Below are 12,814 nucleotides of genomic sequence, written 5' to 3' on the forward strand. Positions count from 1 at the left end.
CCCGCGTACTGGACGTACTTGGCTTTCGCCCGGTGCGGCGAGAGCGCGTGCCAGGCGTCGCGGGGCAGACGGGAGTTTGACGACAGGCCCTAGGACTCGCCCACGGCCGGCCAGTGCTCCCGGAGGGTGCGGACCGCCTCGGTGATCGCGGGCCGGCGGGCCGCCCCCGTCCGCCACAGGGCGTACAGCCTGCGTACGGGGCCCGGCCGCAGCGGGACGGCCACCGCGCCCGGGGGCAGCGCGCCCGTACCGAGCCGGGGCACCACCGCCACCCCGAGCCCGGCCGCGACCAGGGCGACGATGGTGTGGTTCTCCTCCGCCACGTGGGCGATCTCCGGCTCCAGCCCGGCCGTCCGCAGGGTCCGTACCAGCCAGTCGTGGCACACCCGCCCCGGCGGCTGGCACACCCAGCGCAGCCCGCCGAGGTCCGTGCGCCGCACCACGTCCCGGGTGGTGAAGGGATGCCCGGCCGGGACCACCAGGTCGCAGTGGTCGTCCCCGATCACCGCGTGCTCCACGCCCTCGGGCGCGGGCAGCGGGGCGATGTCCCAGTCGTGCGCCACCGCCAGATCGGTGACGCCCCGCGCCACCAGGTCCACCGACAGATGGGGGTCGACCTCCGTCAGGCGGACGTCCAGCGCCGGATGCCGGCGGGCCAGATCGGCCAGTACCCCCGGCATCAGCCCGCGCGCCGCCGAGGCGAAGGCGGCCACCGTCAGCAGCCCGCTCGGCTGCCCGCGCCGCTCCTCCAGCGTGGTCTCGGCCCGCTCCACGATCGACAGCAACTCCCGCGCCGTGTCCGCGAGGTGCCGGGCCTCCTCGGTGAGCGCGATCCCGCGCCCGCGCCGCTCCAGCAGCGTCGTCCGGGTCTCCCGCTCCAGTTTGGCGATCTGCTGCGAGACCGCGGACGGGGTGTAGCCGAGTGCGGCCGCCGCGCCCGCGACCGAACCGTGGACGGAGACGGCGTGCAGGGCGCGCAGCCGGGACAGGTCGAGCATGCCCCAATCGTAAGCACTGCTTCATCCATCCCGGAAGATATTCGCGCTGGTGCTACACGGTTGGGTCGCCGATGCTCGGAGCATGCGTCCCGTACACACCGCACTCGCCGTGATCGTCGCCGCCGTCTGGGGGTTCAACTTCGTCGTCATCGAGATCGGCCTCGGCCACTTCCCGCCCCTGCTCCTGTCCGCCCTGCGCTTCCTGGTGGCGGCGCTGCCCGCCGTGTTCTTCGTCGGCCGGCCCAAGGTCGCCTGGAAGTGGATCATCGGCGTCGGAGCCACCCTCGGGATCGCCAAGTTCGGCCTGCTGTTCACGGGCATGGACGCCGGGATGCCCGCCGGACTGTCCTCCCTCGTGCTCCAGGTCCAGGCCGTCTTCACCGCCGCCCTCGCCGCCCTCCTCCTGCGCGAACGGCCCGGCCGGGTACGGCTGCTGGGCATGGCCGTGGCGCTGGCCGGGATCGCCGTCGCCGCCGTGGACCGGGGCCTGTCCGGGCCCGTCCTCGGCTTCGTGCTGGTCGTCGCGGCCGCCGCCTGCTGGGGCGTGTCCAACGTGCTCACCCGCAAGGCCGCCCCGACCGACGCCCTGAACTTCATGGTGTGGGTGTGCACCGTCCCCGTCCTGCCGCTGATCGCCCTCTCGCTGCTGCTGGAGGGGCCCGAACGGGACCTCGCCGCCCTGCGCGCCCTCGACTGGTCGGGGGCCGGCGTCATCGTCTACGTCGCCTGGGTGTCCACGGTGTTCGGCTTCGGCGCCTGGGGATACCTGCTGCGCCGCTACCCGGCTTCGTCCGTGGCGCCGTTCTCGCTGCTGGTCCCGGTGTTCGGGATGTCCTCGGCGGCCCTGGTCCTCGGCGAGGGCATCTCGGGGACCCGCTGGGCCGCCGCGGTGCTGCTCGTCGGCGGCGTGGGCCTCACCTCGCTGGCCCCCGCGCGGCGCCCGGACCGTACGGGGGTCGGTTCGGGCGTCAGCGAGGTCAGCCCTCCCGCAACGGCAGCCGCCAGTCCTGCCCGGTGAGGGTGACGCCGTACGAGCGGTGCGGGTGCTCGGAGACGAGGCTGAAGCCCGCCCGCTCGTACAGGGTGCGGGCCTCGCGCAGGACGTCGTTGGTCCACAGCACCAGCTCGCGGTAGCCGACCGAACGGGCGAAGGCGACGACGGTGTCCACCAGCAGCCCGCCGATGCCGAGCCCGCGCCCGGCGGGCTCCACCAGGAGCAGCCGCAGCCGGGCGGTGCCGGGCGAGCCCTCCTCGCGCACGCACATCACCGAGCCGACCGGCCGGCCCTCGTGCTCCGCGATCCAGACCCGCTCCACGTAGGGGTCGTGGTCCTCGGCGAAGTCCGCGACGATCCGGGCCACCAGGCCCTCGAACTCCTGGTTCCAGCCGTACTCGGCCGCGTAGAGCGCGCCGTGCCGCTGCACGATCCAGCCCAGTTCCCCGGGCTCCGGATCCCTGAGCCGTACTTGTGCGCCGGAGGTCTCCATGGCGCCCGAGGATAGCGCGGGGGCCGGGCGGGCGGACGGCCCGCGACGCGGCGGCGCCCGGCCCCGCGAGGCCGGGCACCACTGCTCCGCACGGGTTACTTCTTGCCGCCGCCCAGGATCTGGCCCAGCAGGTCGCCGAGGCCGCCGCCCTCGGCGGGGGCTCCCGCGGGCGCCGCACCAGGGGCCGGGGCGCCGCCGGCCGGAGCACCGCCGGCCGTCGCCGGGCCCGCTCCCTTGCCGGCGGTCGCGCGCTTGGCGAGGACGGCCAGCAGGACCGGGATCAGCATTTCGATGACCCGGCTGATGGTGGGCGCGGGGATGCCGGTCTTCTTCGACACGGCGTTGGCCACGGGCTTGCTCACCTTGGCGAGCACCCCGGCCATCATGCCGCCGCTCAGCAGCCCGCCCAGCCCGCCGCCGAGCGTGGACACGCCCTGGAGCGGAGGTTCGGCCACCTCCGCGAAGGCCTGGCGCACCTCCACCCCGTCGTCGTCGTCCGCCGCTGCCTTCTGCCGGAGGTCGCCCGTCATGGCGCCGACGGTCTCGGCGACGGTCTCGCGCGCGCCGCCGACGTCGGTGCCGAGCAGCCCGGCGATCTCCGTCAGCTTGTCGTCGCCGAGCTCGACCAGCACGTCGTCCTGGAATGAAGATTCGCTCATGCCGGAAACGCTACTTGCGTGCCGATTTGGTGGCACCTCGGAGCAGTCGGGGGAGGGCGGGAAGTAACAGAAAGGTAAAGCTCCGCTTCTGGGTGCAACCCTCCGCGCGGATGGCGGGTCGTACGGTACGTCGGCACTTCCGGGAGGGGATCTGGGGGGATCGGGAAGTCCGACGAGGGAGGGGTAACCGTGAGGGGGTCCGGCCGCGAGGCCGGACCCCCTTCCGTTTCCCCCGCGCCGGCCCGTCCACACCCCCCGGCGGGCTGTCGGCGCCGGACGGTAGCTTCGTGCCATGACAACCAATGCGGCGGTGCAGTTGGCGGTGCTGGAGGGGGTGTTGGAGCGCATCACCTACGCCAACGAGGAGAGCGGGTACACGGTCGCCCGGGTGGACACCGGCCGCGGCTCCGGAGACCTGCTGACCGTCGTCGGCTCCCTCCTCGGGGCGCAGCCCGGCGAATCCCTGCGCATGGAGGGCCGCTGGGGCTCGCACCCCCAGTACGGCAAGCAGTTCACCGTCGAGAACTACACGACGCTCCTGCCCGCCACCATCCAGGGCATCCGCCGCTACCTCGGGTCCGGCCTCATCAAGGGCATCGGCCCGAAGATCGCCGACCGGATCGTGGAGCACTTCGGCACCGACACCCTCGACGTCATCGAGGAGGAGCCCAAGCGCCTGATCGAGGTGCCCGGCCTCGGCCCGAAGCGGACGAAGCTGATCGGCGCCGCCTGGGAGGAGCAGAAGGCCATCAAGGAGGTCATGGTCTTCCTCCAGGGAGTCGGGGTCTCCACCTCCATCGCCGTCCGCATCTACAAGAAGTACGGCGACGCCTCCATCTCCGTCGTGAAGAACCAGCCCTACCGGCTCGCCGCCGACGTGTGGGGCATCGGCTTCCTCACCGCCGACCGCATCGCCCAGGCCGTCGGCATCCCGCACGACAGTCCCGAACGGGTCAAGGCCGGACTCCAGTACGCCCTGTCCCAGTCCACCGACCAGGGCCACTGCTTCCTGCCCGAGGAACGCCTCATCGCCGACGGCGTCAAGCTCCTCCAGGTCGACACCGGCCTGGTCATCGAGTGCCTCGCCGAACTGGCCGCCGATCCCGAAGGGGTCGTACGGGAGGCCGTGCCCGACCCGCAGGGCGGGCCGCCGCTGACCGCGGTGTACCTGGTCCCCTTCCACCGGGCCGAACTCTCCCTGGTCGGCCAGCTCCGCCGGCTCCTGAACGCCGAGGACGACCGGATGCCGGCCTTCCAGGACGTGGACTGGGAGAAGGCCCTCGGCTGGCTGGCCGGCCGCACGGGGGCGGCCCTCGCCCCCGAACAACGGGACGCGGTCCGCCTCGCCCTCACCCGCCGGGTCGCCGTCCTCACCGGCGGGCCCGGCTGCGGCAAGTCCTTCACGGTGCGCTCCATCGTCGAGCTGGCCCGGGCCAAGAAGGCCAAGGTGGTGCTCGCCGCCCCCACCGGCCGGGCGGCGAAGCGGCTGTCCGAGCTCACCGGGGCCGAGGCCTCCACCGTGCACCGGCTGCTGGAGCTGAAGCCCGGGGGTGACGCCGCCTACGACCGGGACCGGCCCTTGGAAGCCGATCTCGTCGTGGTCGACGAAGCCTCGATGCTCGATCTCCTGCTGGCCAACAAACTGGTCAAGGCCGTGGCCCCGGGTGCGCACCTGCTGCTGGTCGGCGACGTGGACCAGCTCCCCTCGGTCGGCGCCGGCGAGGTGCTGCGGGACCTGCTGGCCGAGGGCGGACCGGTGCCGGCCGTCCGGCTGACCCGGATCTTCCGGCAGGCCCAGCAGTCCGGGGTGGTCACCAACGCGCACCGCATCAACACGGGGGTGCCGCCCCTCACGGACGGCCTCCCGGACTTCTTCCTCTTCCCGGAGGAGGACACCGAGGCGGCCGGAATCCTCACGGTGGACGTGGCCGCCCGTCGAATTCCGGCCAGATTCGGGCTGGACCCGCGCCGGGACATCCAGGTCCTCGCCCCCATGCACCGCGGCCCCGCCGGGGCCGGGAACCTCAACGGCCTGCTCCAGCAGGCCATCACCCCGGCCCGGCCGAACCTGCCCGAGAAGCGGTTCGGCGGCCGGGTCTTCCGGGTGGGCGACAAGGTGACCCAGATCCGGAACAACTACGAGAAGGGCGCCAACGGCGTCTTCAACGGCACCGTCGGCGTGGTCACCGGGCTCGACCTGGACGAACAGCGCCTGACGGTGCGCACGGAGGAGGACGAGGAGGTCGTATACGAGTTCGCCGAACTCGACGAGCTCGCCCACGCCTACGCCGTCACCATCCACCGTTCCCAGGGGAGTGAATATCCGGCCGTCGTGATCCCCGTCACCACCGGGGCCTGGATGATGCTCCAGCGCAACCTGCTCTACACGGCGGTGACCAGGGCGAAGAAACTGGTCGTCCTGGTCGGGTCCCGCAAGGCCCTCGCCCAGGCGGTGCGTACCGTTTCCGCAGGCAGGAGGTACACGGCGGTGGCATCCAGACTGTCCGGCCGGATACCGGTGGGAAACATCACCTAAATGATCGATCATTTGGGGTTCCCCGACCGGTGTGGAGGGGGCAGGATGAGCAGCTTGGCGGCACTCAGTGCCGTCAAAAGCACCAAAGGCCGACCCCGAGTGCACTCTCCTGCGCCAAATGGGGGAAGGTAGAGGCAGTCAGGGCACCTCGAAGAAGAGGCACTACGTCGGTGAGGGATGACGTGAGCGACAACTCTGTAGTACTCCGGTACGCGGACGGTGAATACACCTACCCGGTGGTCGAGAGCACCGTCGGTGACCAGGGCTTCGACATCTCGAAGCTGAGGGCCCAGACCGGGCTCGTCACTCTGGACAGCGGCTACGGCAACACCGCGGCGTACAAGTCCGCGATTACCTACCTCGACGGTGAGCAGGGGATCCTGCGTTACCGCGGCTACCCGATCGAGCAGCTGGCCGAGCGGTCGACCTTCATCGAGGTCGCCTACCTGCTGATCAACGGGGAGCTGCCGACCGTCGACCAGCTCGCGTCGTTCCGCAACGAGATCACCCAGCACACGCTGCTGCACGAGGACGTGAAGCGCTTCTACGACGGCTTCCCGCGGGACGCGCACCCGATGGCGATGCTGTCCTCCGTGGTCAGCGCGCTGTCCACGTTCTACCAGGACAGCCACAACCCCTTCGACGAGAAGCAGCGCCACCTCTCGACGATCCGGCTGCTGGCCAAGCTCCCGACGATCGCGGCCTACGCGTACAAGAAGTCGGTCGGCCACCCGGTGGTCTACCCGCGCAACGACCTCGGCTACGTCGAGAACTTCCTGCGCATGACCTTCTCCGTGCCGGCCCAGGAGTACGACCTGGACCCGGTCGTGGTCTCGGCGCTCGACAAGCTGCTGATCCTGCACGCGGACCACGAGCAGAACTGCTCGACCTCCACCGTGCGTCTGGTCGGCTCCTCGCAGGCGAACATGTTCGCCTCGATCTCCGCCGGCATCTCCGCCCTGTGGGGCCCGCTGCACGGTGGCGCCAACCAGTCCGTCCTCGAGATGCTGGAAGGCATCAAGAACGACGGCGGTGACGTCGACGCCTTCATCCGCAAGGTGAAGAACAAGGAAGACGGCGTCCGCCTCATGGGCTTCGGGCACCGCGTCTACAAGAGCTTCGACCCCCGGGCGAAGATCATCAAGGCGGCGGCCCACGACGTCCTGTCGGCGCTCGGCAAGAGCGACGAGCTGCTGGACATCGCGCTCAAGCTGGAAGAGCACGCGCTGGCCGACGAGTACTTCGTCGAGCGCAACCTCTACCCGAACGTGGACTTCTACACCGGTCTCATCTACCGGGCCATGGGCTTCCCGACCGAGATGTTCACCGTGCTCTTCGCGCTCGGCCGGCTCCCCGGCTGGATCGCCCAGTGGCACGAGATGATCAAGGAGCCGGGTTCCCGCATCGGCCGCCCGCGCCAGATCTACACCGGCGAGGTCCTGCGCGACTTCGTCCCGGTCGAGGCCCGCTGACAGCGGTCCTCCGGCCGCGCGCTCTGCGAAAAGCGCCCCGCCGTCGATCCCCCCACGGGTCGACGGTCGGGGCGCTTCCCTTTCCCCGGCTGCGGACTCCCCCCACGGGACCCGCGCCGGGGCGTCGGTGTGCCGGGACCCGTTCGGGTCGGGAGGGCCGCTCAAGGCTCCCGCGGGCACGTGGCCCCGGCCGGCTGATGCCCGGACGTCCCCCAAGACCTCCGTCAAACGTCCCCCAAGACGTTTCGGCATCGCCCCATTAGACCCGCGCCGACCCCGGATGGTTACGTTGTCATCACTGTGATCTGCGTCTCCAGTGAAGGAGATGTGGAGGACCGGGGTAGGAGATCCACTAGCGGAAGGACCGCAGCCGCAGGCTGTTGGTCACCACGAAGACCGAGGAGAAGGCCATGGCCGCCCCCGCGATCATGGGGTTGAGCAGGCCCGCTGCCGCCAGCGGCAGCGCCGCCACGTTGTAGCCGAAGGCCCAGAACAGGTTGCCCTTGATGGTGGCCAGGGTCCGGCGGGAGAGCCGGATCGCGTCCGCGGCCACCCGCAGGTCACCCCGTACGAGGGTCAGGTCCGCGGCCTCGATGGCCGCGTCGGTGCCCGTGCCCATGGCCAGGCCCAGGTCCGCCCGGGCCAGCGCGGCCGCGTCGTTGACCCCGTCGCCGACCATGGCGACCGTACGGCCCTCCTCCTGGAGGCGGCGCACGACGTCCACCTTGTCCTGCGGGAGCACCTCGGCGATCACCTCGTCGATGCCGACCTCCGCCGCGACGGACTCCGCGACGGCCCGGTTGTCGCCCGTCAGCAGTACCGGGTTGAGGCCGAGGGCCCGCAGCCGGGTCACGGCCTCGGCGCTGCCGTCCTTGACCGCGTCGGTCACGGTCAGCACCCCGCGGGCCCGCCCGTCCCAGGCCACCAGCACGGCCGTGCCGCCCGCGGCCTCGGCGGCCGCCCGCGCGTCGGCGAGCGCGCCGGGCAGGGTGACCGACCGGTCGGCCAGCAGCCGTTCGCGCCCCACGAGGACGGCGTGCCCCTCGACGGTGCCCTCCACGCCGAGGCCGCCGTGGTTGCGGAAGCCCTCCGGGTCCGTCAGGCCCCCGGCGCGTTCCGCGGCGCCCGCCGCGACGGCCCGGGCGACCGGGTGCTCGGAGGCGTGCTCAAGGGAGCCCGCCAGGCGCAGCAGTTCGCGCACGTCGACGCCCTCGGCGGGGTGGACGCCGGTGAGGGTCATCCGGCCGGTGGTGACGGTTCCGGTCTTGTCCAGGACGACCGTGTCGACCCGGCGGGTGGATTCCAGCACCTCCGGGCCCTTGATCAGGATGCCGAGCTGCGCGCCCCGGCCGGTGCCGACCATCAGGGCGGTCGGCGTGGCCAGGCCCAGGGCGCAGGGGCAGGCGATGATCAGTACGGCGACGGCGGCGGTGAAGGCGGCCGTGGCGTCGTCGGTGACGAGCAGCCAGGCCACCCACGTGCCCAGCGCGAGGACCAGGACGACGGGCACGAAGACGGCGGAGATCCGGTCGGCGAGGCGCTGCACCTCGGCCTTGCCGTTCTGCGCGTCCTCGACCATCTTGGCCATCCGGGCGAGCTGGGTGTCGGCGCCGACCCGGGTGGCCTCCACGACGATGCGGCCGGAGGCGTTGACGGTGGCGCCGGTGACGGGGTCGCCGACGGAGACCTCGACGGGCACGGACTCGCCGGTCAGCATCGAGGCGTCCACGGCGGAGCCGCCCTCGACGACCGTGCCGTCGGTGGCGATCTTCTCGCCGGGGCGGACCACGAACCGGTCGCCGGCGGCGAGCGAGCCCACCGGGACCAGGACCTCCCGGCCCCCGCGCAGCACGCTGACCTCCTTGGCGCCCAGCTCCAGCAGCGCCTTCAGGGCCGCGCCCGCCTTGCGCTTGGAGCGGGCCTCCAGGTAGCGGCCGAGCAGGATGAAGGTGACGACGCCCGCCGCGACCTCCAGGTAGAGGGCGGAGGAGCCGTCGGAGCGGCTGACGGTGAAGTCGAATCCGTGCCGCATGCCGGGCATGCCCGCGTGTCCGAAGAACAGGGCCCACAGCGACCAGGCGTAGGCGGCGAGGGTGCCGACCGAGACCAGGGTGTCCATGGTGGCGGCGCCGTGCCGGGCGTTGGTCCAGGCGGCCCTGTGGAAGGGGAGGCCGCCCCAGACGACCACGGGGGAGGCGAGGGTGAGCGAGAGCCACTGCCAGTTGTCGAACTGGAGGGCCGGGACCATGGAGAGCAGGACGACGGGCAGGGCCAGGACGGCGGACACCAGCAGCCGCTCGCGCAGCGCGGCCAGTTCGGGGTCGCGTACGGCGGGCGCGGCGCCGGGCACCGGTACTTCGGGCTCGGGCGCCGGTGGCGGGGGCTCCTCGGCGGTGTACCCGGTCTTCACGACGGTGGCGATCAGGTCGGCGACCCGTACGTCACCCGCGTACGAGACCCGGGCCTTCTCGGTGGCGTAGTTCACCGTGGCGGTGACCCCGTCCATCCGGTTCAGCTTCTTCTCGATGCGGGCCGCGCAGGAGGCGCAGGTCATCCCGCCGATCGTCAGCTCGACCTCGGCCGCGTCGGTCACCGCTATGGGCCCGTCGTGCACGGTGCTGCTGCTCATGTCCGGCTCCAGGGGGGGGGAGGGCCGGGTCGTACGGAACCAGTATGAGCCGGCCGGTACGACCCGGCGGAGTACCGCGTCGGGATCGCTTCGGGCCTCAGGCCCGGCCGGCGAGCTCGTACCCGGCCTCGTCCACGGCGGCGCGCACGTCCTCCTCGGTGAGCGGGGCGGCGGAGATCACGGTGACCTCGCCCGTCGCGGCGACGGCCTTGACGGAGGTCACGCCCGGCAGGGCGGTGAGCTCGGCGGTCACGGCGCCCTCGCAGTGCCCGCAGGTCATGCCGGTGACCTTGTACACGGCGGTGACGGCGCCGCTCTGGACCTCGACGGTGCCGTCGTGGCAGGAGCCGGCGGGGGAGCAGCAGGATCCGCTCGACTGCGGGGTGTCCGTCTCGGAGGTCATCTCGTTCTCCTCTTTCGGGGGGTCTTTCTCGTAGATTATACCCCTAGGGGGTATTACGGCGACTATTCGGCGGGTCGGACGGGAAGCGCGGGGCCCCAGGGCCCCGCGCCGGACGTGCGGGCGGCGGGAGTCAGTCCTCGCGGCGGCCCCGGTTGCCGGGGCGGCGGGCCACCCAGGTCCGGATGGTGTCGGCGTACCAGTAGGGCTTGCCGCCCTCCACGTGGTCGGGCTGGGGAAGCAGCCCGTGCTTGCGGTAGGAGCGGACCGTGTCCGGCTGCACCCGGATGTGGGCGGCGATCTCCTTGTACGACCACAGCTGTCGGTCGCTCATGCACGACACCTCCTTGTCCACGCCGCGGGGCCGGCCGGGAGGCCGTCGGGGGAGCCGGGGTGTGGACACAGACGATCACTCAGGTTGTGCCCGGAGAACGACGCTGGGTGAAGGCAGGGGAGCGGCTGTCGACCGCCTGTGACGTAAGACCCGCGTAATGCGGATATGTGTGACATGGAGGCGACTCCTGTGACGGATGCGGCACAGGAATCCTCGTGTGAAATGCCCGCCGGAAGAGCCGTGCGGAATGCTCGTATGACCGCCCGCCAGCCCCTCGCCCCGGGCCGGCCCCCGTCACCGCCCGTCAGCGCCGGTACAGCTCCGGCCGCTCGGCCAGCCGGACCTCCGTCCGTATGCCGCTGCGCGACGCCGCGAGCCCCGCCTCGGAGACCGCGGCGGCCGCGTAGCCGTCCCAGGCGTCCGGCCCCTCCACCCGGCCCCGGGCGGCCGCGGCCACCCACCGCCGCACCTGGCGGTCGTAGGCGTCGGCGAACCGGGTGGTGAAGTCCTGGGTGATCTCCCCGCCCCAGCGGCCGCCCGACTGGACGACCATCGCGTGGCCGTCGCCGATCCGGGCGCTGCCCGACTCCCCGACCGCCTCACACCGGACCTGGTAGCCGAAACCGCAGTTGACGAAGATCTCGACGTCCACGATCACCCCGCCCGAGGTCTCCAGCAGCACCAGCCGCGGATCGCGCAGCCCCTCGGGAGCGGCCGAGGACCGCGTCGGGGACAGCACCGTCACGGCCGTGACCTCCTGGTCCAGCAGCCAGCGGGCCGCGTCCACCTCGTGCACCACGGAATCGGTGATCAGCATGTCGCTGGTGAAGAAGGACGGCGAGGAGGCGTTGCGGTGGCGGCAGTGCAGGAAGAGCGGCCGCCCGATCCCGCCCGCGTCGAGCAGCTCCTTGAGGCGCTCGTACTCGGCGTCGTACCGCCGCATGAACCCCACCTGCACCAGCCGCCGGCCGAGGCGGGCCTCCGCCTCCATCACCCGCAGGGCGCCCTCCGGATCCGGGGTCAGCGGCTTCTCGCAGAGCACCGGCAACTCCCGCTCCAGGGCCAGCAGAATCGCTTCCTCATGGGCGGGCCCGGGCGAGGCGATCAGTACGGCGTCCACCCCCGGCGCGGCCATCGCGGCCGCCGGGTCCGTGAACGCGGCCGCGCCGTCCAGGCCGGCCGCGACCTCCTTGACCCGGTCCCCGTCCGGATCGGCCAGCGACACGACCCGCGCCCCGCCGACCGTGCCGCCGATCCGCCGGACGTGATCGGCGCCCATCTTGCCCGTGCCGATGACGGCGATGCCGAGCGTGCTCATGTACGGATGTCCCTTCGAAGTCGGCCGGTCAGCGGGCGCCGCAGGAGCGCAGGTAGGCGCGGGTGCGCCGGGCGATCGGGAGCGGCCGGTCCGGCGGACACGGGTACATGTCCTGCTCCACGATCGCGAACAGGTCCACCCCGAGCCGCTGCGCCGCCGCCAGTACGGGCTCCAGCGCGGGCACCCCCGACGGCGGCTCGCACATCACCCCGCGCGCCACGGCCGGCCCGAACGGGAGCTGCTCCGCCACCACTTCGGCGAGGATCCGCGGGTCGACCTGCTTGAGGTGGAGGTAGCCGATCCGCTCCCCGAAGGTCTCCACCGCCTCGACGCTGTCCCCGCCGCAGTACGCGTAGTGCCCGGTGTCCAGGCACAGGGAGACCAGCGCGGGATCCGTGGCGTCCAGGAAACGGGCCACGTTCTCCGGGGTGTCGACGTGGGTGTCGGCGTGCGGGTGGACGACGATCCGCAGCCCGTACCGGTCCAGGACCTCCCGGCCCAGGCGCTCCGTCTGCCCCGCCAGATCACGCCATTGACCCGCGGTCAGCACCCGGTCCTCCAGCACCTTCCCGGTCTTGTCGTCACGCCAGAAGGAGGGGATGACGACGAGCCGGTCGGCGCCCGTCGCCGCGGTGAGTTCCGCGATCCGCGACACGTGCTCCCAGGTCTCCTCCCACACCGCGGGCCCGTGATGGAGTCCGGTGAAGACGGTGCCGGCGGACACCCGCAGGCCCCGCCGGGCCGTCTCGTCGCGGAGCCGGGCCGGATCGGTGGGCAGATAGCCGTAGGGGCCGAGCTCGATCCACTCGTACCCGGCGTCCGCGACCTCGTCGAGGAAGCGGTCCCAGGGGGTCTGGAGGGGGTCGTCCGGGAACCAGACACCCCAGGAGTCCGGAGCCGAACCGATGCGGATACGGGTCAACGCGGGCGGGGAGGACGTCATGACGGCCACCTTAGGGTGCGAGGCTCGAGGGGACGGGG

General features: G+C 72.2%; 10 protein-coding genes and 1 pseudogene. 3 read left to right on the forward strand and 8 right to left on the reverse strand.

Annotation, left to right across the window (positions count from 1 at the left end; translation table 11 throughout):
• Positions 1–89 precede the first annotated feature (89 nt).
• Positions 90–998, reverse strand: a complete 909-nt coding sequence (locus ABZZ17_RS22965; RefSeq protein ID WP_356878173.1) for a LysR substrate-binding domain-containing protein — start codon at positions 996–998, stop codon at positions 90–92.
• An 82-nt stretch (positions 999–1,080) separates the two neighbouring features.
• Between ABZZ17_RS22965 and ABZZ17_RS22970 the strand changes: the two genes are divergently transcribed.
• Positions 1,081–2,016, forward strand: a complete 936-nt coding sequence (locus tag ABZZ17_RS22970) for an EamA family transporter (protein ID WP_356878174.1) — start codon at positions 1,081–1,083, stop codon at positions 2,014–2,016.
• On the opposite strand, the pseudogene ABZZ17_RS22975 reads toward ABZZ17_RS22970, so the two are convergent.
• Together ABZZ17_RS22975 and ABZZ17_RS22980 are read right to left on the reverse strand one after the other, a co-directional pair.
• Positions 1,976–2,458: pseudogene (locus ABZZ17_RS22975) on the reverse strand (GNAT family N-acetyltransferase); the annotation flags it as partial. The gene ABZZ17_RS22970 and the pseudogene ABZZ17_RS22975 sit on opposite strands and share 41 nt — an antisense overlap.
• A 122-nt stretch (positions 2,459–2,580) precedes the next feature.
• Positions 2,581–3,144, reverse strand: coding sequence for a DUF937 domain-containing protein (locus ABZZ17_RS22980; RefSeq protein ID WP_356878175.1), 564 nt, complete (start codon positions 3,142–3,144; stop codon positions 2,581–2,583).
• Between the two features lie 292 nt (positions 3,145–3,436).
• Between ABZZ17_RS22980 and ABZZ17_RS22985 the strand changes: the two genes are divergently transcribed.
• Positions 3,437–5,680 (forward strand): ATP-dependent RecD-like DNA helicase, encoded by a 2,244-nt coding sequence (locus ABZZ17_RS22985; protein ID WP_356878176.1) that lies wholly within the window; start codon positions 3,437–3,439, stop codon positions 5,678–5,680.
• Positions 5,681–5,862: 182 nt separating this feature from the next.
• Positions 5,863–7,152, forward strand: coding sequence for a citrate synthase (locus ABZZ17_RS22990; protein ID WP_048479416.1), 1,290 nt, complete (start codon positions 5,863–5,865; stop codon positions 7,150–7,152).
• 352 nt (positions 7,153–7,504) lie between these two features.
• On the opposite strand, the gene ABZZ17_RS22995 is transcribed toward ABZZ17_RS22990, so the two are convergent.
• The 5 genes from ABZZ17_RS22995 to ABZZ17_RS23015 all read right to left on the reverse strand — a co-directional run bounded on the left by ABZZ17_RS22995 (position 7,505) and on the right by ABZZ17_RS23015 (position 12,776).
• Positions 7,505–9,781 carry a heavy metal translocating P-type ATPase gene (locus ABZZ17_RS22995; RefSeq protein ID WP_356878177.1) on the reverse strand — a complete coding sequence of 759 codons (2,277 nt, stop codon included), beginning with the start codon at positions 9,779–9,781 and terminating at the stop codon, positions 7,505–7,507.
• A gap of 97 nt (positions 9,782–9,878) precedes the next feature.
• Complete coding sequence (locus ABZZ17_RS23000) at positions 9,879–10,184, reverse strand: heavy-metal-associated domain-containing protein (protein ID WP_356878178.1); 306 nt, start codon at positions 10,182–10,184, stop codon at positions 9,879–9,881.
• Between the two features lie 130 nt (positions 10,185–10,314).
• Positions 10,315–10,515 carry a MerR family transcriptional regulator gene (locus ABZZ17_RS23005; protein WP_356878179.1) on the reverse strand — a complete coding sequence of 67 codons (201 nt, stop codon included), beginning with the start codon at positions 10,513–10,515 and terminating at the stop codon, positions 10,315–10,317.
• Between the two features lie 304 nt (positions 10,516–10,819).
• Positions 10,820–11,833, reverse strand: coding sequence for a Gfo/Idh/MocA family oxidoreductase (locus ABZZ17_RS23010; protein ID WP_356878180.1), 1,014 nt, complete (start codon positions 11,831–11,833; stop codon positions 10,820–10,822).
• 28 nt (positions 11,834–11,861) lie between these two features.
• The gene (locus tag ABZZ17_RS23015; RefSeq protein ID WP_356878181.1) at positions 11,862–12,776 is read right to left on the reverse strand and encodes a sugar phosphate isomerase/epimerase; all 915 of its coding nucleotides are present in this window, start codon (positions 12,774–12,776) and stop codon (positions 11,862–11,864) included.
• Positions 12,777–12,814: the final 38 nt, after the last annotated feature.

This window comes from Streptomyces sp. NPDC006512 (assembly GCF_040611935.1).
In the GTDB taxonomy this organism is placed as follows: Bacteria; Actinomycetota; Actinomycetes; order Streptomycetales; family Streptomycetaceae; genus Streptomyces.